At 63.7% G+C, this 23,399-nt stretch carries 24 protein-coding genes and 1 other RNA gene; 5 read left to right on the top strand and 20 right to left on the bottom strand.

Features of this window, described 5'->3' with window-relative positions:
* Window positions 1-50: 50 nt before the first annotated feature.
* From eno to LNV28_RS15880, 6 genes are all read right to left on the bottom strand, one after another.
* Window positions 51-1,337, bottom strand: a complete 1,287-nt coding sequence (gene eno / locus LNV28_RS15905; protein ID WP_263517349.1) for a phosphopyruvate hydratase — start codon at window positions 1,335-1,337, stop codon at window positions 51-53.
* A gap of 113 nt (window positions 1,338-1,450) precedes the next feature.
* Complete coding sequence (kdsA, locus tag LNV28_RS15900) at window positions 1,451-2,308, bottom strand: 3-deoxy-8-phosphooctulonate synthase (protein WP_263517348.1); 858 nt, start codon at window positions 2,306-2,308, stop codon at window positions 1,451-1,453.
* A 13-nt stretch (window positions 2,309-2,321) separates the two neighbouring features.
* Entirely contained in the window at window positions 2,322-3,965 is a 1,644-nt protein-coding gene (pyrG, locus tag LNV28_RS15895) for a CTP synthase (RefSeq protein WP_263517347.1), read from the bottom strand.
* An 88-nt stretch (window positions 3,966-4,053) separates the two neighbouring features.
* Entirely contained in the window at window positions 4,054-4,875 is an 822-nt protein-coding gene (locus LNV28_RS15890) for an alpha/beta fold hydrolase (RefSeq protein WP_263517346.1), read from the bottom strand.
* Window positions 4,876-4,900: 25 nt separating this feature from the next.
* Complete coding sequence (gene mutS / locus LNV28_RS15885) at window positions 4,901-7,507, bottom strand: DNA mismatch repair protein MutS (protein WP_263517345.1); 2,607 nt, start codon at window positions 7,505-7,507, stop codon at window positions 4,901-4,903.
* A 102-nt stretch (window positions 7,508-7,609) separates the two neighbouring features.
* Window positions 7,610-8,569 (bottom strand): inositol monophosphatase family protein, encoded by a 960-nt coding sequence (locus LNV28_RS15880; RefSeq protein ID WP_263517344.1) that lies wholly within the window; start codon window positions 8,567-8,569, stop codon window positions 7,610-7,612.
* Between the two features lie 184 nt (window positions 8,570-8,753).
* Between LNV28_RS15880 and LNV28_RS15875 the strand changes: the two genes are divergently transcribed.
* Window positions 8,754-9,473: an RNA methyltransferase gene (locus LNV28_RS15875; protein ID WP_263517343.1), complete on the top strand. Its 720-nt coding sequence runs from the start codon at window positions 8,754-8,756 to the stop codon at window positions 9,471-9,473.
* A gap of 64 nt (window positions 9,474-9,537) precedes the next feature.
* Window positions 9,538-10,314, top strand: a complete 777-nt coding sequence (cysE, locus tag LNV28_RS15870) for a serine O-acetyltransferase (RefSeq protein ID WP_411969984.1) — start codon at window positions 9,538-9,540, stop codon at window positions 10,312-10,314.
* Between the two features lie 4 nt (window positions 10,315-10,318).
* Here cysE and mog read toward each other — a convergent pair whose 3' ends face one another.
* Together mog and yjgA are read right to left on the bottom strand one after the other, a co-directional pair.
* Window positions 10,319-10,933: a molybdopterin adenylyltransferase gene (mog, locus tag LNV28_RS15865; protein WP_263568995.1), complete on the bottom strand. Its 615-nt coding sequence runs from the start codon at window positions 10,931-10,933 to the stop codon at window positions 10,319-10,321.
* 8 nt (window positions 10,934-10,941) lie between these two features.
* Window positions 10,942-11,511 carry a ribosome biogenesis factor YjgA gene (gene yjgA / locus LNV28_RS15860; RefSeq protein WP_263517341.1) on the bottom strand — a complete coding sequence of 190 codons (570 nt, stop codon included), beginning with the start codon at window positions 11,509-11,511 and terminating at the stop codon, window positions 10,942-10,944.
* 172 nt (window positions 11,512-11,683) lie between these two features.
* Between yjgA and pmbA the strand changes: the two genes are divergently transcribed.
* Window positions 11,684-13,093: a metalloprotease PmbA gene (gene pmbA / locus LNV28_RS15855; protein WP_263517340.1), complete on the top strand. Its 1,410-nt coding sequence runs from the start codon at window positions 11,684-11,686 to the stop codon at window positions 13,091-13,093.
* A 109-nt stretch (window positions 13,094-13,202) separates the two neighbouring features.
* On the top strand, window positions 13,203-14,285 hold the full coding sequence (locus LNV28_RS15850) for a TRAP transporter substrate-binding protein (RefSeq protein WP_263517339.1): 1,083 nt from the start codon (window positions 13,203-13,205) through the stop codon (window positions 14,283-14,285).
* Between the two features lie 136 nt (window positions 14,286-14,421).
* Here LNV28_RS15850 and LNV28_RS15845 read toward each other — a convergent pair whose 3' ends face one another.
* From LNV28_RS15845 to LNV28_RS15820, 6 genes are all read right to left on the bottom strand, one after another.
* On the bottom strand, window positions 14,422-16,026 hold the full coding sequence (locus tag LNV28_RS15845; protein ID WP_263517652.1) for a TRAP transporter large permease: 1,605 nt from the start codon (window positions 16,024-16,026) through the stop codon (window positions 14,422-14,424).
* Window positions 16,026-16,634: a TRAP transporter small permease subunit gene (locus tag LNV28_RS15840; protein ID WP_263517338.1), complete on the bottom strand. Its 609-nt coding sequence runs from the start codon at window positions 16,632-16,634 to the stop codon at window positions 16,026-16,028. The genes LNV28_RS15845 and LNV28_RS15840 overlap by 1 nt, the downstream gene beginning before the upstream one ends.
* Before the next feature lie 133 nt (window positions 16,635-16,767).
* Window positions 16,768-17,109 (bottom strand): protein tyrosine phosphatase family protein, encoded by a 342-nt coding sequence (locus LNV28_RS15835; RefSeq protein WP_263517337.1) that lies wholly within the window; start codon window positions 17,107-17,109, stop codon window positions 16,768-16,770.
* Between the two features lie 11 nt (window positions 17,110-17,120).
* A complete protein-coding gene (locus LNV28_RS15830) occupies window positions 17,121-17,567 on the bottom strand; it encodes a GatB/YqeY domain-containing protein (protein ID WP_263517336.1) in 447 nt (148 codons plus the stop codon).
* Between the two features lie 175 nt (window positions 17,568-17,742).
* A complete protein-coding gene (gene rpsU, locus LNV28_RS15825) occupies window positions 17,743-17,955 on the bottom strand; it encodes a 30S ribosomal protein S21 (RefSeq protein WP_007833691.1) in 213 nt (70 codons plus the stop codon).
* Between the two features lie 162 nt (window positions 17,956-18,117).
* Window positions 18,118-19,344, bottom strand: coding sequence for a BaiN/RdsA family NAD(P)/FAD-dependent oxidoreductase (locus tag LNV28_RS15820; protein WP_263517335.1), 1,227 nt, complete (start codon window positions 19,342-19,344; stop codon window positions 18,118-18,120).
* 328 nt (window positions 19,345-19,672) lie between these two features.
* On the opposite strand from LNV28_RS15820, the gene LNV28_RS15815 reads away from it, so the two are divergent.
* A complete protein-coding gene (locus LNV28_RS15815) occupies window positions 19,673-20,701 on the top strand; it encodes a GGDEF domain-containing protein (RefSeq protein WP_263517334.1) in 1,029 nt (342 codons plus the stop codon).
* Window positions 20,702-20,728: 27 nt separating this feature from the next.
* Here the strand turns inward: LNV28_RS15815 and LNV28_RS15810 are convergent, their stop codons facing one another.
* The 6 genes from LNV28_RS15810 to rsxB all read right to left on the bottom strand — a co-directional run bounded on the left by LNV28_RS15810 (window position 20,729) and on the right by rsxB (window position 23,398).
* Window positions 20,729-21,196, bottom strand: coding sequence for an EVE domain-containing protein (locus tag LNV28_RS15810; RefSeq protein WP_263517333.1), 468 nt, complete (start codon window positions 21,194-21,196; stop codon window positions 20,729-20,731).
* A 66-nt stretch (window positions 21,197-21,262) separates the two neighbouring features.
* Window positions 21,263-21,442, bottom strand: a non-coding RNA gene (gene ssrS, locus LNV28_RS25260) — 6S RNA.
* Between the two features lie 38 nt (window positions 21,443-21,480).
* Window positions 21,481-21,798, bottom strand: coding sequence for a cell division protein ZapA (locus tag LNV28_RS15805; protein WP_263517332.1), 318 nt, complete (start codon window positions 21,796-21,798; stop codon window positions 21,481-21,483).
* Entirely contained in the window at window positions 21,795-22,010 is a 216-nt protein-coding gene (locus tag LNV28_RS15800; RefSeq protein ID WP_263517331.1) for a cell division protein ZapB, read from the bottom strand. The genes LNV28_RS15805 and LNV28_RS15800 overlap by 4 nt, the downstream gene beginning before the upstream one ends.
* A 16-nt stretch (window positions 22,011-22,026) precedes the next feature.
* On the bottom strand, window positions 22,027-22,698 hold the full coding sequence (nth, locus tag LNV28_RS15795) for an endonuclease III (RefSeq protein ID WP_263517330.1): 672 nt from the start codon (window positions 22,696-22,698) through the stop codon (window positions 22,027-22,029).
* 34 nt (window positions 22,699-22,732) lie between these two features.
* Window positions 22,733-23,398, bottom strand: coding sequence for an electron transport complex subunit RsxB (gene rsxB / locus LNV28_RS15790; protein WP_263517651.1), 666 nt, complete (start codon window positions 23,396-23,398; stop codon window positions 22,733-22,735).
* Between the last annotated feature and the right edge of the window lies 1 nt (window position 23,399).

Here is a 23,399-nt window from a genome sequence, read left to right as displayed (position 1 = left end):
CTGGCGGCGTTCGCGGCATACAGCCACTCGCTGCGGAGTGGCGGGCAGGATCACTTCAGGTTGTAGAAGGCAGCGCGGCCGGGGTACACGGCCACATCGCCCAGGTCTTCTTCGATACGCAGCAGTTGGTTGTACTTGGCCATGCGGTCCGAGCGCGACAGCGAGCCGGTCTTGATCTGGCCGGCGTTCAGGCCGACGGCGATGTCGGAGATGGTCGAGTCTTCGGTTTCGCCCGAGCGGTGCGAGATCACGGCGGTGTAGCCGGCGCGCTTGGCCATCTCGATGGCGGCGAAGGTTTCGGTCAGGGTGCCGATCTGGTTGATCTTGATCAGGATCGAGTTGGCGATGCCCTTCTCGATGCCTTCTTTCAGGATTTTGGTGTTGGTGACGAAGAGGTCGTCGCCGACGATCTGCACATTCTTGCCCAGACGATCGGTCAGCAGCTTCCAGCCGTCCCAGTCGCCTTCGGCCATGCCATCTTCGATCGAGATGATGGGGTACTTGTCGACCCAGGTCGCCAGCATATCGGTCCATTCCTGGGCCGTCAGCTGGATGCCACCTTCGCCTTCGAGCACGTACTTGCCGTCCTTGTAGAACTCGCTGGCGGCGCAGTCCAGGCCGATGGCGATCTGCTCGCCGGCGGTGTAGCCCGCTTTGTCGATCGCGTCCAGGATCAGCTGGATGGCGGCTTCATGGCTTTCCACGCTGGGCGCGAAACCACCTTCGTCACCCACGGCGGTGGAGATGCCCTTGTCGTGCAGGATCTTCTTCAATGCGTGGAAGACCTCGGCGCCCCAGCGCAGGGCTTCACGGAAGCTCGGTGCGCCCACGGGAATGATCATCAGCTCTTGCAGGTCGAGGCTGTTGTTGGCGTGCGCGCCGCCGTTGATGACGTTCATCATCGGCACGGGCAGCTGGTTGCCGTTCATGCCGCCGAAGTAACGGTACAGCGGCAGACCCGACTCTTCGGCCGCAGCGCGGGCCACGGCCATGGACACGGCCAGCATGGCGTTGGCGCCCAGGCGGCTCTTGTTCTCGGTACCGTCCAGATCGATCAGGGTGCGGTCCAGGAAAGCTTGCTCGGAGGCATCCAGGCCCAGCACGGCCTCGGAGATCTCGGTGTTGATGTGCTCAACCGCCTTCAGAACACCCTTGCCCAGATAACGGCTCTTGTCACCGTCACGCAGTTCGATCGCTTCGCGCGAGCCGGTCGAGGCGCCCGAAGGCACGGCGGCACGGCCCATCACGCCGGATTCCAGCAAGACATCGCATTCGACGGTCGGGTTGCCGCGGCTGTCCAGAATTTCGCGGCCGACGATATCAACAATGGCACTCATTCAAGCTCTCCAAAAGGTCAAAAATTCGGGTTCGGCGCGCATCTTGCCAGCTGGCAGTTACCGGCGCTGAACAATCTTGCGCGGGGTCCGCCCGCCAAGACGGGCGATCCAATTCAGGCCGAGAAGTCGTTCTCGAGCAAAGGCTGGCTCTTGACCAGGCGGTCCAGGGCCACCAGTTGTTCCAGCAGGGCGCGCATGCGCTGCAGCGGCACGGCATTGGGGCCGTCGGACCAGGCCTCGGCCGGGCGCGGATGGGTTTCCATGAAGAGGCCCGCCACGCCTGCGGCCACGCCGGCGCGGGCCAGCACCGGCACCATTTCGCGGGCGCCGCCGCTGCTGGTGCCTTGGCCGCCGGGCTTCTGCACCGAGTGGGTCACATCGAACACCACCGGCGCGCCGGTCTTGCGCATCTCGGCCAGGCTGCTCATGTCGGCGACGAGGTTGTTGTAGCCGAAGCTCACGCCGCGCTCGCAGGCCAGGAATCGGTCTTCCGACAGGCCAGCTTCGCGCGCGGCGTCGCGGGCCTTGTCGATGACATTCTTCATGTCCCAAGGGGCCAGGAACTGACCCTTCTTGATATTGACCGGCTTGCCGGACTTGGCCACGGCGCGGATGAAATCCGTTTGGCGGCAAAGGAAGGCCGGGGTCTGCAGCACGTCCACGACGCTGGCGACTTCCGCCACCTGGGCCTCATCATGCACATCGGTGATGATGGGCAGCTGCAGTTGGCGGCGCACTTCGTCGAGGATCTTCAGGCCGGCATCGATGCCGACGCCGCGCTTGGTCGAACCCGAGGAGCGGTTGGCCTTGTCGAAGGAACCCTTGTAAATCAGCGGAATGCCCAGAGCCGTGCAGGCTTCCTTGAGCTGACCTGCCACTTCGAGAGACATTTCCAGGCCCTCGATCGAGCAGGTGCCGGCGATCAGGAAGAAAGGTCGGTCGATACCGACCTCAAAACCGCAAAGCTTCATGGGCAGGATTCCTTCAGGCCTGTTTGTGGTTCAGCGCCGCCTTGATGAAGGCGGTGAACAGCGGGTGGCCGTCCCAGGGGGTGGACTTGAACTCGGGGTGGAATTGCACGCCGACATACCAGGGGTGCACCTCGCGCGGCAGCTCCACCATCTCGGTCAGCTTCTCACGCTGAGTGATGGCCGAGATCACCAGGCCAGCCTTTTGCAGCTTGTCCAGGTAATGGGTGTTGGCTTCGAAGCGATGGCGGTGACGTTCGCTGACGACCGGGCCGTAGATGTCGAAGGCCAAGGTGCCGGGCGCCACGTCCGAGCTCTGAGCGCCCAGGCGCATGGTGCCGCCGAGGTCGCTCTTTTCGTCGCGCTTCTGGATCGAACCGTCGGCGTCCTGCCATTCGTCGATCAGAGCGATCACCGGATGCGGGGTCTCGGGTTCGAACTCGGTCGAGTTGGCGCCGCTGAGGCCAGCCATATTGCGGGCGTACTCGATGGTGGCAACCTGCATGCCCAGGCAGATGCCCAGATAAGGCACCTTGTGTTCACGGGCGTACTGGGCGGCCAGGATCTTGCCTTCCACGCCGCGCTTGCCGAAGCCGCCGGGCACCAGGATGGCGTCGAATTGCTTCAGCTGCGAGATGTTCTCGGCATTCAGCATCTCGGAGTCCACGTACTCGATGTTGACGCGCGAGTGGTTGTGGATGCCGGCGTGGCGCAGGGCCTCGTTCAGCGACTTGTAGGAATCGCTCAAGTCGGTGTACTTGCCGCACATGGCAATCGTCACATCCTTGGCGGGGTTCTCGACCTCGCTGACCAGGGTGTCCCAGCGCTTCAGGTCGGCCGATTTGGTGTTGAGCTGCAGCTTGGTGCAGATCAGCTGGTCCAGGCCCTGCTCGTGCAGCATGCGCGGCACTTTGTAGATGGTGTTGACGTCCCACATGGAGATCACACCGTACTCGGGCACATTGGTGAAGAGCGAGATCTTCTCGCGCTCGTCATCAGGGATGCGGCGGTCGGCGCGGCACAGCAGGGCGTCCGGCTGGATGCCGATTTCGCGCAGCTTCTGTACCGTGTGCTGGGTCGGCTTGGTCTTCAGTTCGCCGGCCGCAGCAATCCAGGGCACATAGGTCAGGTGCACGAAGGCGACGTTGTTCGGGCCGGCCTTCAAGCTCATCTGGCGCGCCGCTTCGAGGAAGGGCAGGGACTCTATGTCGCCGACCGTGCCGCCGATTTCCACAATGGCCACATCGACCGCATCGGGCGTTCCGGCACCGGCGCCGCGGCGAACGAAGTCCTGGATTTCGTTGGTGATGTGCGGAATCACCTGCACCGTCTTGCCGAGGTAGTCACCGCGGCGTTCCTTCTCCAGCACGGACATGTAGATCTGGCCGGTGGTGAAGTTGTTGGCGCGCTTCATGCGCGTGGTGATGAAGCGCTCGTAGTGACCCAGATCCAAGTCCGTCTCGGCACCGTCTTCAGTCACGAAGACTTCGCCATGCTGGAACGGGGACATCGTGCCCGGATCAACGTTGATGTACGGATCCAGTTTGATGAGGGTGACCTTGAGGCCGCGCGATTCGAGGATGGCAGCCAGTGAGGCTGATGCGATGCCCTTGCCGAGTGAGGACACCACACCGCCTGTGACGTAGACGTACTTGGTCATGTCGTGCAGCGTTCTCGTGAAAAACGCTGTGGTGGTAAAGCGCGATTATAGCGAGGCCCGGCGCGTCGCTCGAGCGCGGGCCTGCGATTCAGGCCGGCGCTTGCGTGGAAAGCTGCATGGCTTCCAGCAACTGCAGCACCAGCGCCGCAGTGTCGTCGGGGCGCTCAAAGGGAAAGAGGTGGCTGCCCTCCAGCCACACAAAATGTTGCCGGGCCAGGGCCTGGCTGGCCGCGGCGCCGCCCTGGCGCAACTCGTCCGACCGGGTGCCGGCAATGAAGCCGACCGGGCAGTGTGGCGGATGCTGGCGCAGCAAGGTGCCCAGGTGATGGGGCAGGGTGTTGTAGATGCGCGTCTCGATGTCGCGCCGGAAACGCAGTCGTGTGTGGCCTCCGCTCTCCTCGAAGCCTCCGGCGATGTAATCCTGCAGCACACGGGGGTCCCAGCGTGCAAACTTCCGCTTGGACGCGAAGTGACTCAGCACGTCCTCGCGCGTGGGCCACTCGTGGCGCCGTTGGCTGGAGATCTTGCCGGGCGAGACCCGCTGGATCAGACGCGTCGCCTTGGCCATGCGCACGCTGTGGGCGCGCCAGCCGCTGATCACAGGCGAGTCCAGCATCACCAGGCTCTGCACCAGGTCCGGCCGTTTGCAGGCCACCATCAAGCTCATCAGGCCGCCCAGGGAATGGCCGACCAGGCTGACCGGCCCGCTGGGTTTGACCTCGTCGGTGATGAAGGCGATCAACTCGTCGCGCAGATGCGGCCAGTTGCTGCTGACCGGATAGGCCGGGTTGTGGCCGATCTGGGGCAGGGCGTGCACGGTCCAGCCGGCGCGGCGCCAAGCCTCGAAGTGCAGGCGGTAGCAGGCGGCACCGAAGCCGTTGGCGTGGGAGAAGACGAGGGTGCGGTTCATTCCTGTGGGCGTTTGGCTTGCGTGGCTACTCGGTCTGGCTCAGCTTCTTGAGCCGGTAGACCAGGTCCAGCGCTTCGCGCGGTGTCAGCGTGTCGGGGTCCACATCATTGATGGCCAGGCTCAAAGCGCTTGTCGCTTGGGAGACAGGCAGTGGCTCGGGCGCGGCCGGCGGCGGCGCGAACAGATCGATCTGGGCCTGGCCTTCGCCGGCCTTGGCCTCCAAGGCTTCCAGTGTGGCGCGCGCCTGACGCACCAGGGAGGCCGGCATGCCGGCCAGACGTGCCACCTGCACGCCATAGCTGCGGCTGGCCGGGCCGGGCTGGATCTCGTGCAGGAAGACGATGCTGTCGCCGCTCTCGACCGCGCCAACATGGCAGTTGATCGCTTGCGGGTGCTTGCTCGGGAACTCGGTCAGCTCGAAATAGTGGGTGGCGAACAGCGTGAAGGCGCGGCTCTTGTCGTGCAAATGGCTGGCGATGGCGCCGGCCAGGGCCAGGCCATCGAAGGTGGAGGTGCCGCGGCCGATCTCGTCCATCAACACCAGAGACTGTTCGGTGGCGCTGTGCAGAATCGCCGCGCCCTCGGTCATCTCCAGCATGAAGGTGGACTGGGCATTGGCCAGGTCGTCGGCCGCGCCGATGCGGGTGTGGATGGCATCCATGGGCCCCAGCCGGCAGGCGCTGGCCGGCACATAACTGCCAATCGCGGCGAGCAGGCTGATCAGGGCCACCTGGCGCATGAAGGTGCTCTTACCGCCCATATTCGGACCGGTGATGATGGCCATGCGGGTGCGCGCATCGAGACGGCAGTCATTGGCCATGAACTCGCCCGCGCCGGTCTCGCGCAGCCGCGATTCCACCACCGGATGACGGCCCTGGATGATGTCGATGCAGGGTTGGTTGACGAACTCGGGCCGGCACCAGTTCAGGGTCGAGGCTCGCTCGGCCAGGGCGGCAAGGGCATCGAGGCTGGCCAGGGCCCGGCCCAGGGCGGACAGCGGTTGCAACTCCTCGACCAGCTGGTCCAGCACCAGCTCGTAGAGCAGCTTTTCTCGGGTCAGCGAACGTTCTTGGGCCGACAGCGCCTTGTCTTCGAAGGTCTTGAGCTCGGGCGTGATGTAGCGCTCGGCGTTCTTCAAGGTTTGGCGACGCTGGTAGTCCAACGGCACCTTGTCGACCTGGCCTTGCGTCACCTCGATGTAGAAGCCATGCACCTTGTTGTACTGCACACGCAGATTCGGAATGGCGGTGCGGGCGCGCTCACGGGTTTCCAGGTCGAGCAGGAAAGCATCGCAGTTGTTCTGGATGGCGCGCAACTCGTCAAGTTCGGCATCGAAGCCGCCGGCGATCACGCCGCCGTCGCGCACCAGCACGGCGGGTTCTTCGGCGATGGCGCGGCTCAGCAGCTCCTCAATATGGGGCGAGGCCGAGAGGCCTTGCGCCAGCTGGTCCAGCAAGGCGCTGCCCCCGGCCGGCAGGGTTTGCTGCAGCTCGGGCAGGATGCGCAAGGTGGCGCGCAAGCCGGTCAGCTCTCGCGGCCGTACCTGGCGCAGGGCCACGCGGGCGGCGATACGCTCGACATCGGAGACATGGCGCAGGGCATCCCGCAGCTTGCCGAATGCGGGCTCAGGACTGGCTTGCAGAAGGGCGGCGATGGCCTCGTGCCGACCCAGGGCTTCGGCGCGCTCGCGCTTGGGGTGCAGCAACCAGTGGCGCAGGGCGCGGCTGCCCATGCCGCTGCGGCAGCTGTCTAGCAGCGAGAGCAGGGTGGGGCTGGTTTCGCCGCGCAGGGTCAGGGTCAGTTCCAGATTGCGCTGGGTGGCCGGTGGCAGGTCCAGCAAGTCGCCGCTGCGCTGCACGCTGAGCGCACGCACATGGGCCAGGGCCCGGCCCTGGGTGTGCTCGGCATAGCTGAGCAGGGCGGCCGCGGCCGCTTGCGCCGCCGTCATCTGCTGGGCGTTGTAGCCGGCCAGGCTGGCCACGCCGAGTTGCTCGCAGAGCTTGCGCGCACCCAAGGCGGTGTCGAACTGCCAGCTCGGGCGGTTGGTGATGGGCGCCCGGGCGGCCAGCACCGCGGCGGGCTGGCGTTCCCGGTCCACGAGCACCTCGGCGGGGCTCAGGCGGGCCAGCCAGGACGGCAGCTCACGCTCCGAGCATTCGGCCAGGCCCAGTTGGCCCTGGGTGATGGACAACCAGGCCAGGCCGTGGGTCTTGCCCTGCTGCACCACGGAGAGCAGCACCGAATCCTGCTTGTCAGCCAGCAACTCGCTGTCGGTGACCGTGCCCGGCGTGACCACGCGCACCACCTTGCGCTCGACCGGACCTTTGGAGGTGGCGACATCGCCGACCTGCTCGGCAATCGCCACGGCCTCGCCCAGCTTGATCAGCTTGGCCAGATAACTCTCCAGCGCATTGACCGGCACACCGGCCATCACCACCGGCTCGCCGGCGCTCTGGCCGCGGGTGGTCAGTGTGATGTCGAGCAGCTGGTTGCACTTGCGCGCGTCGTCGAAAAAGACCTCGTAAAAGTCGCCCATGCGGAAGAACACCAGCTCCTCGGGGTGCTCGTGCTTGATGCGCAGGTACTGCGCCATCACCGGCGTGTGGGCAGAAAAATCCGGGGCGTGGCTCATGGTCGTGATGCGGGCGGCAGTGATGCGGGCGTCAGAAATGAACAAAGCCCTCGGACGGAGGGCTTTGTCGGTCAGGGGTGCTGAGACAGCTCAGCGCGCAGTTTAAGCGCCTTCGCCGCCCAACTCGTCCTTGCGGATGCGCACAGCGGCGCGCTTCTTCGGCGCGGCCGCAGCCAGAGCAGCAGCAGGCGAGAGCTCTTCGCCGGCGTCTGCGGCTGGCTTGGCTTCGCTGCCAGCCTCTTCGGCTGCGATCACACGGGTGTAGGGTGCGAGGATCTGCACCAGCTGGCCGTAGATCTTGGGGCTGCCGGCCACCACTTCGCGCTGGTGCAGGAAGTCGGACTCACCGGTGAAGTTGCCGATCAGGCCACCGGCTTCGGTGATGATCAGCGAACCAGCGGCCACATCCCAGGGCTGCAGGCCGGTCTCAAAGAAGGCGTCGTAGTAGCCAGCAGCGACATAGCAGAGGTCCAGCGCGGCCGCGCCCGGGCGGCGCAGGCCGGCGCATTCGACCATCACCGCTTCGAACATCTTCATATAGCGCTTGAAGTTGTCGCCGCGGCGGAAGGGGAAGCCGGTGCCGATCAGAGCGTCGCTCAAGCGGGTGCGCTTGGACACGCGCAGGCGGCGGTCGTTCAGGAAAGCGCCGCGGCCCTTGGTGGCGTAGAACAGGTCGTTGCGGGTCGGGTCGTAGACGACGGCCTGCTGCACCACGCCGCGATGTGCCAGCGCGATCGACACGCAGTACATGGGCAGGCCGTGGATGAAGTTGGTGGTGCCGTCCAGGGGATCGATGATCCAGACGAATTCGGAATGCTTGGCACCGTGCTCACGGCCGGACTCTTCGGCGAGGATGCCGTGGTCGGGGTAGGCCTGGAGCAGGGTTTCGATGATGATCTTTTCCGCCGCTTGGTCCACCTCGGTCACAAAGTCATTGGGCGACTTGGTGTTGATCTTCAGGATATCGAGGTCCATCGAAGCGCGGTTGATGATGGCGCCTGCTGCACGTGCAGCCTTGATGGCGACATTGAGCATGGGATGGAGTGAAGCTTGCTGCGTCATGCGTGAAACCTTGCCTGAAGAAGGAGTGAGGTGGACTGGCGAAGAAAAAGAGCGGTTCCTGATAGCGCAGCGGCACCGTTTAAGGGTTGCTGGCCTAGGATAATCCCGCATTTTAACCGAGGCGGGCTGTTTGCCTAGTGTTTCCTCGGTTTCCTCTTGATTGATCGAAGCGGCCCGCGTTGATATGACACGTTTTGTCCTGATCCAGACCAGCCACCCCGGCAATGTCGGTGCCACGGCGCGAGCCATGAAAGTGATGGGTTTTTCCGAGCTGGTGCTGGTTCGCCCGCGCTTTGCCGATGTGCTGAGCCAGGAGGACACGGTGGCCATGGCCAGCGGCGCGGCCGACATCCTGGCGCGTGCCCGCATCGTCGACAGCCTGGACGAGGCTTTGGACGGCGTGAGCTTCGCCTGCGCCACGGCCATGACGCCGCGCGACTTCGGCCCGCCGGTGCGCGAGCCACGTTCCTTGTTTGCCGAGCTGGCAGCCTCCGAACACAAGCTGGGCCTGGTCTTCGGTTCCGAGCGCTATGGCATGAGCAACGAGGACGTCTACCGCTGCCATGCGGTGCTGTCGATTCCGACCCACCCCGACTACGGCTCGCTGAACTTGGCACAGGCGGTGCAATTGCTGGCCTATGACTGGCGCCAGGCCTTGGGTGGCTTTGCGGTGGCCGCTCGCACTCCAGACCCGAATTTGGCCGATGCCCGGGCGGTCCAAGGCTTGCTGACGCATCTGCAGGCTTCGCTGGAACAGATCGGCTTTCTCGACCCGGCCGCGCCGCGCAAGCTGATGCCGCGCCTGAACCAGCTGTTCAACCGCGCGCAGCTGACGGCGGAGGAGGTGCACATCTTGCGCGGCATTGCCCGCGCCATGGTGGAGCCGCCGCGCGCCAAGGGCTGAATACGCCCAAACTCAGTCACCGCTAAACTGGCCGACCCTGGTTTCTTTCGAGTCACAGCCTTTCATGTTTCAGCGCCTACGCGAAGACATCGCCTGCATTCTTGAGCGCGATCCAGCCGCCCGTTCGACCTGGGAGGTGCTGACCTGTTACCCGGGCCTGCATGCCTTGTGGATGCACCGCCGTGCCAACTGGTGCTGGCGCCACGGCCTGCGCTGGACCGGGCGCTTCATCTCGCATCTGGGGCGATTCTTGACCGGCATCGAAATCCATCCGGGCGCCACCATTGCCCGGCGTGTCTTCATCGACCACGGCATGGGCATCGTCATCGGCGAGATGGCCGAGATTGGCGAAGGCTGCACCATCTATCAAGGTGTGACTCTGGGCGGGACCTCGCTGGTCAAGGGCGCCAAGCGCCACCCGACCCTGGAGGCCGGCGTCATCGTCGGTGCCCATGCCTGTGTGCTGGGCGGTTTCACCGTCGGGGCCGGTGCGCGCATCGGTTCGGGTGCGGTGGTCACGCGCCCGGTGCCGGCCAATGCCACGGCGGTCGGCAACCCGGCGCGCATCATTGAGGCACAGGCCGATGCCAAGCGCGAGGAGCAGGCCGCCAAGATGGGTTTCTCTGCCTATGGCATCAGCCAGGGCGATGACCCGGTGACCCAGGCCATGCGCGGCTTGATCGACAACGCGGCCAGTCACGATCATCAGATCGCGCTGCTGTGGCAGGCGGTTTGCAAGCTCTCGGCTGCGTCCAAAACCCAGGTGGGGGACTGCGTGCCGGCGGATGCCCAGCAATGCGAGGCCTTCGATGCGGCCTCGCTCAATCAGCTGGTGAAGTGAGGCCTCAGGTGCGGGTCCGCAGCGCGGTCTTGGGTCGGAATCCCTTGCAGATCTCGTCGCGGGTTTCCAAGTAAGGCCCGCCGATCAAGTCCAGGCAATAGGGCACGGCGGCAAAGATGCCAGGCACGAGGGCACGGCCTTCGGCATCCTTCAAGCCTTCCAATGTCTCGGCAATCGCCTTGGGCTGGCCCGGCAAATTGATGATCAGGGCGCGGCCCCGAATCACCGCGACCTGGCGCGAGAGGATGGCCGTGGGCACAAAGCGCAGCGAGATCTGGCGCATCTGTTCGCCGAAGCCGGGCATTTCCTTGTCGGCCACATCCAGCGTCGCTTCCGGGGTGACATCACGCAGCGCTGGACCGGTGCCACCGGTCGTCAGCACCAGCTCGCAGTGCACCTCGTCCACCAGCTCACGCAGGGTCTGGGCGATCAGTGGGCGCTCATCGGGGATCAGGCGCGCGACGAACTCGATCGGGTTGTGCAGCGCCGCGCTCAGCCAGCTTTGCAGTGCCGGCAAGCCCTTGTCTTCATACACACCGCTGGAGGCGCGGTCGCTGATCGAGACGATGCCGATGCGAACTGGCTCGGGCGTGGGTGGCAGCGGCAGAGGAAGGGGCAAGCCTGCGCTCATTCCTCCTCGTCCTCCGCAGCCTCGCCTTCAGCGGCCGGGTTGACGCGCAGGCGCTCGGTCTTGATGAACTGGAAGAGGTCGCGGAAGGCGCGACCGCTGCGCTGCTCGGGCGCGGCTGCGGCGTCCTTGCGGGCCGCCCGCACCAGGCTGCGCAGCTGCTGCACGTCAATGCCTGCATGCTCGGCGATGAAGCTCTGCAGTGCCGCGTCGTCGGCCAGCAGGCGCTCGCGCCAGGCTTCGCTCTCGTGCAGGGCCAGGCTGTCCTTGGCATGGCCGAGCTTGTAAGCTGCCACCGCCTCGCGCAGCGGCGCCGGGTCGACCCGGCGCATCAGCTTGCCGATGTACTGCATCTGCCGGCGCCGCCCTTCGTGGGCCGTGATCTTCTTGGCCATGCGCAGGGCGTCCAGCAGGATCTCGGGCAGGTTCAGCGGCTCCAGGCGGCTGGCGGGCAAGGTCAACAAGTCTTCACCCAGGCCTTGCAGATCATGGCTCTCACGCTTCAGCTGGCTTTTGCTGGGGCGGTCGAAGTCGTCGTCGTCTTCGGGCAGATCTTCTTGTGTTCTCATGGTCGTTCTTGGGCGGAAAGAGTTGGGGCAAGGCCTGTCGGGAGATGCCGGGCAGCAAGGCGCTGCGACTCGTATGATTGTCCCCCAGTTCTGAACCCCCGGTTTGAGCGCCCCCTTGTCAGTTGCATGGGCTCGCGAGGGCCGGGCTCCATCTCTTGTCTTGATGCCATCCATGACCCAATCTGCACCGTCCTCTTCCGCCCCTGCCCAAGCCGCCCTGAGCTCCAGCAGCGGCTTCGCATACCGGGTCGACCAGTTCGAGCAGCTGATCGAAGACGTGCTTGCGGAAGCCAAACGCCTGGGCGCCAGCGATGCCGGTGCCGAGGTCTCGGAAGGCTGTGGCCTTTCGGTCTCCACCCGCATGGGGCAGTTGGAGAACGTGGAACGCAATCGCGACAAGTCGCTCGGTATTTCGGTGTATCTGGGGCAGCGCCGCGGCAATGCCAGCACCTCGGATTTCTCGCTCAAGGCCCTGCAGGACACGGTGCGAGCCGCCTTCGACATTGCCCGCTTCACGGCCGAGGACCCGGTGGCCGGTCTGCCTGACGCGCAAGACCTGTCGCTCGATGCCGGCCAGCGGCCGGATCTGGATCTGTTCCACCCCTGGGCCATTGATGCGCAGGCCGCAGCGGCCATCGCCCTGCGTTGCGAGGACGCGGCGTTTGCGACCGACAAGCGCATCGCCAACAGCGAGGGCGCGGCCGTGTCCGCCCAGCAGTCGCATTTCTTCATGGGCAACAGCCGTGGTTTCCGCGGCGGCTATGCCAGCTCGCGCCATTCGATCTCGGTGGCGCCGATCGCCGGCCGTGGCGCGCAGATGCAGCGTGATGCCTGGTACAGCTCCATGCGCGATGCCCAGGACCTGGCCTCGCCCGAGGCGATTGGTCGTTATGCGGCCGAGCGTGCTTTGTCGCGCTTGAAGGCCCGCAAGGTCGGTACCGCCGAGGTCTCGGTGCTGTTTGAAAGCACGGTGGCGGCCGGTCTGCTTGGCGCCTTGGTTCAGGCTGTCAGCGGCGGCGCGCTCTACCGCCGCGCCAGTTTTTTGCTCGACAGCCTCGGCCAAAGCGTGCTGGCTTCTCACATCGACATCAGCGAGGACCCGCATCAGGTCAAAGGCAAGGGCAGCTCGCCCTTTGACGACGAGGGCGTCGCGACGCGCGCGCGCTCGGTGGTCGAGGCCGGTGTGCTGCAAGGCTACTTCTTGTCGACCTATTCGGCCCGCAAGCTCGGCATGCGAACCACAGGCCATGCCGGCGGTTCGCACAATCTGCTGATGAGCAGCCGTCTGACAGCGCCTGGCGATGATCTTCGCACCATGTTGCGCCGGCTCGGTACGGGGCTGTTCGTGACCGAGTTGATGGGGCAGGGCGTGAATTCGGTCACCGGCGACTATTCGCGCGGCGCCAGCGGCTATTGGGTCGAGAACGGTGAGCTGGCCTTCCCGGTTCATGAAGTGACGATTGCCGGCAACCTCAAGACCATGTTCCAGGACATCATCGGCATTGGCACCGACCGCTACACCATGGGTGGCAAGACCCTGGGTTCGGTGCTGATTTCGCGCATGAAGCTGGCCGGTAGCTGAGCTTGGCCGTACCTGCTTTGCGCTGGGGTTAGCCCCCGGTTTGCTGGTGTCTCTGCATCCTAGAATGGTCCGGCCTATCACAGTGCTGAGAGCACAACAGGAGACATCAATGCAGCGTCGTTCCTTCGTTCGGCAGGCAGGTTTGGCCGGTGTTTTGGCGGCGGGTGTGGCACCCGCCGTCGTGCATGCCCAGGCGCAAATCCGCTGGCGCCTGGCCTCGAGTTTCCCCAAGCCGCTGGACACCATCTTCGGTGCCGCCGACACCTTCGCCAAGAAGGTCAGCGAGATGACCGGGGGTAAGTTCCAGGTGTCCGTGCATGCCGCCGGCGAACTGATGCCGGCATTTGGTGTGGTCGACGGGGTGCAGAACGGCACCGTCGAAATGGCGCACACGGCGCCCTATTACTTTTTCGGCAAAGACGAGACCTTCGCGCTCGGCTGCGCCATACCCTTCGGGCTGAACAGCCGGCAGATGACCGCTTGGATGGTGGAAGGCAATGGCCTGAAGCTGATGCGTGAGTTCTACCGCAACTACAACATCATCAATTTCATGGGTGGCAACACCGGTGCTCAGATGGGTGGTTGGTATCGCAAGGAGATCAAGTCGACCGCCGACATCAAGGGTCTGAAAATGCGTATCGGCGGTTTTGCCGGCCGCGTGCTGGAGCGCATGGGCGGCGTGCCTCAGAACATCCCGGGCGGGGAAATCTATTCGGCGCTCGAGAAGGGCACCATCGACGCGGCCGAATGGGTCGGTCCCTACGATGACCAGAAGCTGAGCTTCAACAAGGTTGCGCCTAACTACTACTACCCCGGTTGGTGGGAAGGCGGCCCGCAGCTCGATTTCTATATCAACACCAAGGCTTTTGATTCTCTGACGCCCGAGTACAAGGCCATCGTCGAGGCGGCTGCTGCCATTGCACACATCGACATGCAGGCACGCTACGACGCCAAGAATCCGGTGGCACTGAAGCAGCTGGTGGGCTCGGGAACCAAGCTGCTCAAGTTCCCCAAGGAGGTGCTCGATTCGGCCTTCAAGGAATCTATGGGTATCTACGCGGAACTGTCGGCCAAGAATTCCAATTGGAAGAAGGTCTATGAAGACTATTCCAATTTCCGGCGTGATCAGAACCTCTGGTTCCGCTTTGCCGAGGCTGGATTTGACGATTTCATGCAGTCTCAGCGCCTCTGATTTGGACAGGCCCAGCGCGGGCCTGTCGCGATCGGCCTGATTCGAAACAGTCACGAAAGCCCCGGCTTGCTTCAGCAGCAAGCCGGGGCTTTGCTTTGGCCTGGTGTTTTTTTACTCTGGCCGCTGCGTTCGCAAGTTACTTTTTGCCAGATGCGTCTTGCTGCAGGCTGCGTTTGACGGCTTCCATCGGGTCCTCGCCACCCTCGCTGGTCACCGCTGACGAAGCGGCCGACGCAGCGCTGGGTGCTGCCTCAGGTGCGAACAAACGCGCTGCGTCCTCGGCACTGGTGTCGGGCTTTGCATCGTTGGCCTCGCTGGCGCGGCCCAGGTCTTGCAACATTTCGGTGGCCTGATTCATGTCAACGGCCTTTTCCTTGTCCAGAAAGGCGGTCACCGTCTGCGGGAAAAAGATCACCACGGCCACCAGGACCAGCTGCATCAATACCCAAGGAATGGCGCCGAGATAGATGTCGCGGGAAGCGACCGGCCGCGGGATGGAGCCGCTCTTGAACAGGCTGTCCGAGATGCCGCGCAAGTAGAACAAGGCGAAGCCAAAGGGTGGATGCATGAAGCTGGTTTGCATGTTCACGCACAGCATGACGCCGAACCAGATCAGATCGATCCCCATCTTCTCGGCCACCGGTGCCAGCAAGGGCAGGATGATGAAGGCAATCTCGAAGAAGTCGAGGAAGAAGGCCAGGATGAAAATGAAGATATTGACGGCAATCAGGAAGCCCAGTTGACCGCCGGGCAAGCCGGACAACATGTGCTCGATCCAGACGCCGCCCTCAACGCCTTGAAAGACCAGGGAGAAGGTTCGCGAGCCGATCAGGATGAACACCACCATGGCGGTGATGCGCATGGTGCCGGCCATGGCTTCGCGCACCAAGGGCCAACTCAGTCGGCCGTGCAAGGCCGCCAGAATGAAGGCGCCCACGGCGCCCATGGCACCCGCCTCTGTGGGCGTACAGACGGCGGTGTTGATGCCGGGCAAGCCGCCCATGCTGCCCAACACGGCAAAGATCAGGATGGCCGAGGGAATGATGCCGCGCAGGCACTTGACCCACAGTGCCATCCCTTGCAGTGTGCGTGCGGACTTGGGGACGCCGGGCACATGGTCCGGCTTCACTCGGCTCAGCACAAAGGTGTAGAGCGCGAAGATCAGCACCTGCAGAATCGCCGGTCCCCAGGCGCCCTTGTACATGTCACCGACGGACTTGCCCAGTTGGTCGGCCAGCACTACCAGGACCAAGGAGGGCGGCACCAATTGAGTGATGGTGCCTGAGGCCGACAGCACGCCGGTGGCATAGCGCATGTTGTAGCCGTAGCGCATCATGACGGGCAGAGAAATCATGGCCATGGCAATCACTTGGCCGGCCACCGTGCCTGTGATGGCGCCGAGGATGAAGCCGACGATGATGACCGAGTAGCCCAGCCCCCCGCGGATCGGGCCGAAGAGCTGACCCATGGAGTCCAGCATGTCCTCGGCCAAGCCGCATTTCTCCAGCAGCGCGCCCATCATGGTGAAGAAGGGGATGGCCAACAGCAGGTCGTTGGACAGGATGCCGAAGACATTCTGCGGCAATGCAGCCATGAAGGCGGGCGGGAACCAGCCCTGAGAGACGGCAAAGAAACCGCAGGCCAGGCCCAAGGCCGCCAGGGAAAATGCGACCGGAAAGCCGATCAGCATGACCGCGATCAGGCCCGCGAACATCAGCGGCGGGAAACTCTCCATGGCCATCATTGCAGCGGTCTTTCGTAGTGGATATCCATGTCGTAGCCGTGCCCCAGCCAGGCAATGCGCTTGATCAGTTCTGCCAGGCCTTGCAGCCAGACCAGGGCGAAGCCCAGGGGCAACATGAGCATGGCGGGCCAGCGAATCAGGCCGCCTGAGTTGTTGGATACCTCGCCGCTGCTCAGCAGCTTCCAGATATAGGGCAGGGCGCCCAGGCTGGCCATGCTGTCTTCCGGGCGCATGCCGGTGCTGAGCTTGACCATGAAAAGGTCCCAGGACAGCATGCAGAGGTAGGCGATCACAGGCAGCAAGAAGACCAGCAGGCCACCGAGGTCAAGCCAGACCTTGCCGCGCCCCGACAAGCGGCTGTAGAACAGGTCCACCCGGACATGCTCGTTGACCTTGAGGACCTGGGCTGCGCCCAACATGACGCAGGCAGCAAACAGGTACCACTGGATCTCCAAAAACGAGTTGGAGCTGTAGTCGAAGGTGTAGCGCACCACAGCGTTGCTGGCGCTGACCAGGCAGGATAAAAAGACGGCCCACTGGGCAATGATGCCGAAGCGGGCCGTCAGGGCGTCGATGGCGCCGGCGAGCGCAAGCAGTGCTTTCATGTCCGAGGTCCTGGTCGCAGGGCTGACCAAGTCGGTCAGCCGGGTTCACTAGCCCGGCACTGTAGCGACTCTGTCCCTGCCTTCGCCGCATTCTTGGGCGGCTTCAGGGAAAGCACCGAGCCATTTGCAGGGCTTAGAGCAGGGACGCGGCGTTGAACAAGCGGGTCGAACGTGCGCCGGAACGGCAGAACGCCAGGATGGGCTTGGGCAGTTGGTCCAGCAGTTGCCGAAACCGTGCGATCTCTTCCGGCGACTGGTAGCTGCCGTTGACTGGCAGGTGCTGATAGGCCAGGCCTGCGGCCTGAGCGGCGGCCGCCATTGCGGCACTGCTGGGTTGATCTGGGCCGCCTTCGAAATCCGGTCGGTTGTTGATCACGCTGCGAAAGCCGGCTGCGGCTGCCTGCGCCATGGCTTCAGGCAGCAGCTGCGGTGCCACGCAAAAGTCGGCACTGATGGTTTGCACGGGCAGACTCATGACAGCTCCTCTCAGGGATTCAATGCTCGTTTGACGGCGCCTGATACCAGGCCCATATCAGCCTTGCCGGCCAGCTGGGCCTTGACGGCGGCCATCACCCGGCCCATATCGCCGGGGCCGGCGGCGCCCAGTTCGCTGACGATGGCCGAGACGGCGGCTTGCACCTCTTCGGCCGACATGCGCTGCGGCAGATACGGTTCCAGGATCTGCAGCTCCAGTTGCTCCTTCTCAGCCAGATCGGGGCGGCCGCCGGCGTTGAACTGGCTGATGGAATCCTTGCGTTGCTTGATCAGCTTGTCGACGATGGCGACGACGCCGACGTCATCGACCACCACACGTTCGTCCACCTCTTTTTGCTTGATGGCGGCGAGCAGGCCACGGATGGTGGTCAGGCGCTCGCTGTCCTTGGCGCGCATGGCGGCTTTCATGTCGTCGGTGATGCGGTCTTTCAAGCTCATGGCAAATCCTGGCTGATTTGGGGTGGAGGAATTGAGTGGCAGCGAGGGCGCGGTACTTGCCTGGCTTGGCGCTTGGAGCGCCCTCGCAAAATCAAAAAAAACCCGCTACAGCGTCCTGTGCGGGTTTTTTCGGCCGAGCGGCTGTTCTGGAAGAACCGCCGTGGCGATCAGGCGATCAGTACAGCTTCTTCGGCAGCTGCATGCTGCGAACGCGCTTGTAGTGACGCTTGACGGCAGCTGCCTTCTTGCGCTTACGTTCAGCCGTGGGCTTCTCGTAGAACTCGCGGGCACGCAGATCAGTCAGCAAGCCCAATTTTTCGATAGTGCGCTTGAAACGGCGCAGGGCCACATCAAACGGCTCGTTCTCTTTGACGCGAATCGTGGTCATGAAAAGGTAGTTCCTTCAATATGCGCTCGGTGTTCGCCAAGTACTTCGTCCAAGACATTTGGAACTCAGTGTCTGAAACGGCTTATCCGGATTCCGCTTCAGAAAGCGTTGCGAATCGACGCGCAGGGTTTGCCAGCAAAGACGAAGATTATAGCCTGATTTTCAAGCTATGGAATCATCCTTGTTCAAAGAACGTGCGCAAGCGACGGCACTGGACCAGGCCCATTGGAAGTTGTAGCCGCCCAGCCATCCGGTGACATCCACCACCTCGCCAATAAAGTGCAGTCCAGGCACGCGTTTGCTCTCCATATTCTGCGAGTTGAGCTCACGGGTATCGACGCCGCCGCGCATCACCTCGGCCTTGCGCCAGCCTTCGCTGCCATTCGGGCTGAGCTGCCAGCCTTGCAACTGCTGCGCCAGGGTCTGCAGGTCCCGGTCCTTGCATTCGGGCATTGGGCGTTGCGCCGGCAATGCCAGGCGTTCCAGCCAGGCCAGGGCCAAGCGCTGAGGAAACAGGCTGGACAGTTCATTGCCCAGTTGACGCTTGGATTCGTTCTTGGCCGTCTGCAGCAGCGCCAGCAGCTTGTGTTCGGGAGCCAGATCAATCTGCAGGGGCTGACCTTCGACCCAGAAGCTGGAAATCTGAAGAATGGCGGGCCCGCTCAAGCCGCGGTGGGTGAACAGCAGGTCCTCGAGGAAACGACCTTTGTTCTTGCCCTGCCCAGTGCTGACCGCGACCGGCAGGGACAGTCCGGCCAGCGCTGAAAATGGCGCCCAGACTTGCTCATCAAAGGTCAAGGGCACCAGCGCGGCACGCGGCTCGACGATGGCGTGGCCCAGTCGTTTGGCAAGGCGCAGGCCCCAGTCGGTGGCGCCGATCTTCGGGATGGGCAGGCCACCGGTGGCGACCACCACCGAGCGCGCGGTGACGGTGCCTCTCGAGGTATGCAGCTCAAACCGCGCATTGGATTCAGGGATGTTCTTGAGCTGCAGGTCCTGCACGCTGCAAGGCTGCCAGTGGGTGACGCCGCCGGCGGCGCATTCCTTCAGCAGCATCTGGATGATCTGATCGCTGGATTCATCGCAGAACAGTTGCCCCTTGTGCTTCTCGTGAAAGGCGATGCCGTGCTTTTGCACCAGCGCGATGAAGTCCTGACTGCTGTAACGAGCCAATGCTGAGCGACAAAAGGCCGGGTTGTCCGACAGGAAATTGCCAGGCCCGACATCACGGTTGGTGAAGTTGCAGCGCCCGCCGCCGGATATTCGAATCTTCTCGGCCACCTTCTCGGCGTGATCGATGAGCAGCACGCGCTGGCCGGCTTGACCGGCCTGGCCGGCGCAGAACAGCCCGGCTGCGCCGGCACCGATGATGATCAGATCGAAATGCATGAAATAGAAGGGAGAGGGAGGCCCGCACGGTGCTGTGCGCGCAGGCATTGTCCCGCAGTCATTCGTCGCTGCCCTTGAGAACCCGTCGGTGCGTGTCGATATGGAGTTGAAGTGCGCCAAACGTGAAGAATTTCCCGTCTCCGGCCTCGGCCGGCTCCCCGTGACTTCGCTACCATGCAGCTTGTTGCCAACTTAGGGGGAAGGCCCCTGCCGAGCCGCGACTCGCTTGATTCGTTGACTCGAAGCCATCTACAGTGCCTGAACGTTTGCGCAAAAGCCCGAGGACGGAGCCAGGCTTTGCGTGGGGACCCCGAATGATTGAGAACGCATGAACAATTCAGCCGCTCAGAACGACGCGCCGCCGGCAGCACCGGGTAGCTTGAGCCATTGGCTGGCGGGGCATGCCGATTTGGCGAGCGAGATGGGCGGCACCTTGCTTGGCTTGGTGGAGCCGCTCAGTTTGCTTGCAGCGATCAAGTCGCTGGCCACCGGTCGCTATGTGTTTGCCAGCGCCGGGCTCGATCGTCTGTTTGAGCGTAGCGAAAGCTCAGTAGTCGGCAGCGTCGACAACGACTTGATGCGTGCCGAGGAAGTGGTGGCCATGCGCCGTGTTGAGCAGGCCGTGATGGCCCAGCGCACCATCACCGTCAGCGAGCATCGTCTGGAACTGAGTGGGCGACGTCGCGAGTTCACCGTCACGCGTGCCGCGCTGGGTAGCGAGTTTGTCTTGTCCGTGTGGCAGGAGCGAACCGAGGAGCGGCACCGCGAGAGCCATTTACAGCGCGCCTTGCAACAGTTGGAGCAGCAGCAAAAAGCGCTGGAACAGATCCGCCGCGAGCTGCAGCAGGGCAGTGGACGTGATGAGGTCTCCGGCCTGTATCTGCAGGCGCAGTTCGACGATCAGCTTCTGCGCGAGATCGATCTGTCCACGCGCGAGCACCGTGAGTTCGCCTTGGTCATCATTGCTCTCGATCCGGCGCCAGCTGCCGTGCAGGCCCAGGGCGAAGAGGCCAATCAACGCCTGCTCGAAGGCATGGGTCGTATGCTGCGCGCTAACACGCGCGCGATGGATGCCGCCTGCCGGGTTGGGCATAGCCGCTTTGCCGTGCTGCTTTCAGGCGTGGGTCTGGCCACTGCACATGCCCGGATGGAGCAGCTGCGCCGCCAATGCATGGCTCAGATCATCGTGCTCAATGGGCAGGACATGGGTCTTTCCTTGTCCATGGGGGTGAGCAGCTTCCCGCACACAGCATCCAAGCATGAAGAACTCTGGTCGGCCAGCGAGGCCGCTGTGCATGAGGCTCAGCGTCGTGGCGGCAATCAGGTGGTGCTGGCTTCGATTCCTTTCGGAGGCTGAGTCGGTCTAAGCCTGCCGCTGTAGCGCTCAGCTCAGCAGCTCAATGATCAGCGCCCATTCCTCGGCGCTGACTGGCGTGATGGAGAGTCGGCTTCCTGCCTGCAGCAAGCGCATACCGGCCAGGTCCGGTTGCATCCGCAACTCGGCCAGGCTTAACAGCCGGGTCTTGCGCTCGAAGCGCACGTCGACGTTCAGCCAGCGCGCGGCCTCTGGTTTGGATTTGGCGTCAAAGTAGGGGCTGCTCGGATCAAACTGCGTGGCGTCCGGGTAGGCCGGGCTGGCCACCCGGGCGAAGCCGGCGATGCCAATCTGTTCGGGCTTGGGGCAGGACGAGTGGTAGAACAGCACACCGTCCCCGGGCGCCATGTCGTCACGCATGAAGTTGCGCGCCTGGTAGTTGCGCACGCCGACCCAGGGCAAAGTTTGGTCTTGCGCGCGCGCAAGGTCATCGATCGAGCATTCCGAGGGCTCGGACTTCATCAACCAATGCTTCATGGTCTGCGGTGTCTCGACAGGGGCGGCAATGAAAATCGGCCCGCAAGGGGCCGATTGGAAGAATGAGGTGTCCACCGCGAGCCGTGAGCCGCATTCCTGAACCCAGGGGATTCAGGTGGGCAAGGTCAGCCAAACTTCGGGTTCATCTGACGCGAGACGATCACACCAGTCGGGCGATGTTCCAAGCCCAAGCTCTAAGAGCATCGGTTCAAGGAAATATAGAACTCACGCGAATGCGATGGACGATGTCATTCTACGGCGACCGAGGCCTGCCGAGGATGAAATCAGAGCAATTGCCCGTCGTGACCCAGGGCTTCATCGAGGCGGCGGATCAGGCCGTCGAGGTCAGGAAGCTCAGCGCCGATGGCACCGGAGGCCTTGCCGCGAACCCCGGGCACAGGCTTGTCTTCTGCCAGTTGGTAAGCCAGGTTTAGTGCTGCCAGCACGGCGATGCGCTCACGCGCCTTGACGCGGCCGGCGTCACGAATGGCGCTCATTTCTTTGTCGACCTGGCTGACGGCCTTGCTCAGCGCCGCTTCGCCACCTTCAGGGCAGCCCAGCAGATAACTCTGCCCCATGATGGTCACTTCCATCTGCTTCATGGATGATTCTTTCCGGATTCACTTTCGACGGGCAGGCGTTCCAGCAAGGCATCGATGCGCGCGCGAGCGGCATTCAGGCGCGAGCGCTGACTGTCACGCTCTTGGCTCAGCGCTTGAACTTGCTCCTGAAGCAGCGCATTGGTGCGCTTCAACTCTTCATGGCGCAAGAGCAATCTCTCGACGCGGTCGATCAAGTCGTTGAGGCTTGGCATGGTTTCCCGTGGCTCCCTAGGGCTTTTTCGGAACAGTTCCTACTTTGGCAAGCCGGGATTGTAGGCGGCGGCCTTCGTCGCAGAACGAAGCCACGCTGCAGCTTTCACACAGCGGCGCCCGCGCCTTGCAGACATAGCGGCCATGCAAGATCAACCAATGGTGTGCATCGACCAGAAACTCGGCTGGAATTCGCTTGAGCAGGCCGAGCTCGACGGCCAATGGCGTCTTGCCTGGCGCCAACCCGGTGCGGTTGCCGAGACGGAATAGATGGGTGTCTACCGCCATGGTCGGCTCGCCAAAGGCGACGTTGAGCACCACATTGGCGGTCTTGCGCCCGACACCGGGCAGGGCCTCCAGCGCCTCGCGGGTGCGTGGAACCTGGCCACCATGTTGCTCGACCAGGATCTGGCAGGTGGCGATCAGGTGCCGCGCCTTGCTGCGATAGAGGCCGATGGTGCGGATGTACTCGCTCAGGCCTTCTTCGCCCAGCGACAAGATCTTCTGTGGCGTGTTGGCGACCGGGAACAAGCGCCGAGTGGCCTTGTTGACGCCGACATCGGTGGCCTGGGCCGAGAGCAGCACGGCCGCCAGCAGCTCGAACACGCTGCTGTACTCCAGCTCGGTCTGCGGGCTGGGGTTGGCAGCGCGCAGGGTGGTGAAAAAGCCGTGGATCTGTTGCGCGTTCATGGGCGCGATTGTGCATGGGCCGTTGAGGCCTGAATCAAGCTTCGCGCTGCGCTCGTGCCCGTGCCAAGGCCGCCTGGATCACGGCCCGCTTGCGCTCCAGATCGTCCGGAGCCGTCAGCTTGGACGCGGCAGCCAGGTCAGCCAGCTTGGCTTCAGCCTTGGCTTGCAAGCGGGCGGCGTTGTCGCGCAGCTCACGCTCGACCTTGAACTGGTGAAAGCTATATCGCGCGCGCGCCGCTTCGGCCTGCAAGGGGCTCCATGCCTGCCAGCCAGTTTGTTCGCCACTGACCGGGCTCATGGAGATGCAGTCCACCGGGCAGGCCGGCACGCAAAGCTCGCAGCCTGTGCACTGTTCGGTCACGATCAGGTGCATTTGCTTGGGTGCGCCGACGATGCAGTCGACCGGGCAGGCCTTGATGCACAGGGTGCAGCCGATGCACCAGGCTTCGTCGATGACAGCCAGCGCCCGCGGCCCTTCCTGGCCATGGTCTGCGCTCAGAGGCAGGGTGTGCCGGCCCGTCAGCGCAGCCAGACGCTCCACGCCTTCGCTGCCACCGGGCGGGCATTGATTGATTTCGGCCTCGCCGCTGGCCACGGCCTGCGCGTAGGCGCGGCAGTCCACATAGCCGCAGCGAGTGCACTGCGTCTGCGGCAAGGCGGCATCGATTCGATCTGCCAGCGTCAGGCCGACGACCGGCATG

Source organism: Paucibacter sp. DJ2R-2 (assembly GCF_025717675.1).
Lineage (GTDB): Bacteria > Pseudomonadota > Gammaproteobacteria > Burkholderiales > Burkholderiaceae_C > Paucibacter_A.
The sequence above is the reverse complement of the archived record's forward strand: the minus strand, read 5'-3'. Positions and strand labels throughout refer to the sequence as shown.

Coding starts and splice junctions, on each gene's coding strand:
- eno (WP_263517349.1), bottom strand. CDS start 1,337: ATGAGTGCCATTGTTGATATCGTCGGCCGCGAAATTCTGGACAGCCGC.
- kdsA (WP_263517348.1), bottom strand. CDS start 2,308: ATGAAGCTTTGCGGTTTTGAGGTCGGTATCGACCGACCTTTCTTCCTG.
- pyrG (WP_263517347.1), bottom strand. CDS start 3,965: ATGACCAAGTACGTCTACGTCACAGGCGGTGTGGTGTCCTCACTCGGC.
- LNV28_RS15890 (WP_263517346.1), bottom strand. CDS start 4,875: ATGAACCGCACCCTCGTCTTCTCCCACGCCAACGGCTTCGGTGCCGCC.
- mutS (WP_263517345.1), bottom strand. CDS start 7,507: ATGAGCCACGCCCCGGATTTTTCTGCCCACACGCCGGTGATGGCGCAG.
- LNV28_RS15880 (WP_263517344.1), bottom strand. CDS start 8,569: ATGACGCAGCAAGCTTCACTCCATCCCATGCTCAATGTCGCCATCAAG.
- LNV28_RS15875 (WP_263517343.1), top strand. CDS start 8,754: ATGACACGTTTTGTCCTGATCCAGACCAGCCACCCCGGCAATGTCGGT.
- cysE (WP_411969984.1), top strand. CDS start 9,538: ATGTTTCAGCGCCTACGCGAAGACATCGCCTGCATTCTTGAGCGCGAT.
- yjgA (WP_263517341.1), bottom strand. CDS start 11,511: ATGAGAACACAAGAAGATCTGCCCGAAGACGACGACGACTTCGACCGC.
- pmbA (WP_263517340.1), top strand. CDS start 11,684: ATGACCCAATCTGCACCGTCCTCTTCCGCCCCTGCCCAAGCCGCCCTG.
- LNV28_RS15850 (WP_263517339.1), top strand. CDS start 13,203: ATGCAGCGTCGTTCCTTCGTTCGGCAGGCAGGTTTGGCCGGTGTTTTG.
- LNV28_RS15845 (WP_263517652.1), bottom strand. CDS start 16,026: ATGGCCATGGAGAGTTTCCCGCCGCTGATGTTCGCGGGCCTGATCGCG.
- LNV28_RS15840 (WP_263517338.1), bottom strand. CDS start 16,634: ATGAAAGCACTGCTTGCGCTCGCCGGCGCCATCGACGCCCTGACGGCC.
- LNV28_RS15835 (WP_263517337.1), bottom strand. CDS start 17,109: ATGAGTCTGCCCGTGCAAACCATCAGTGCCGACTTTTGCGTGGCACCG.
- LNV28_RS15830 (WP_263517336.1), bottom strand. CDS start 17,567: ATGAGCTTGAAAGACCGCATCACCGACGACATGAAAGCCGCCATGCGC.
- rpsU (WP_007833691.1), bottom strand. CDS start 17,955: ATGACCACGATTCGCGTCAAAGAGAACGAGCCGTTTGATGTGGCCCTG.
- LNV28_RS15820 (WP_263517335.1), bottom strand. CDS start 19,344: ATGCATTTCGATCTGATCATCATCGGTGCCGGCGCAGCCGGGCTGTTC.
- LNV28_RS15815 (WP_263517334.1), top strand. CDS start 19,673: ATGAACAATTCAGCCGCTCAGAACGACGCGCCGCCGGCAGCACCGGGT.
- LNV28_RS15810 (WP_263517333.1), bottom strand. CDS start 21,196: ATGAAGCATTGGTTGATGAAGTCCGAGCCCTCGGAATGCTCGATCGAT.
- LNV28_RS15805 (WP_263517332.1), bottom strand. CDS start 21,798: ATGAAGCAGATGGAAGTGACCATCATGGGGCAGAGTTATCTGCTGGGC.
- LNV28_RS15800 (WP_263517331.1), bottom strand. CDS start 22,010: ATGCCAAGCCTCAACGACTTGATCGACCGCGTCGAGAGATTGCTCTTG.
- nth (WP_263517330.1), bottom strand. CDS start 22,698: ATGAACGCGCAACAGATCCACGGCTTTTTCACCACCCTGCGCGCTGCC.
- rsxB (WP_263517651.1), bottom strand. CDS start 23,398: ATGCCGGTCGTCGGCCTGACGCTGGCAGATCGAATCGATGCCGCCTTG.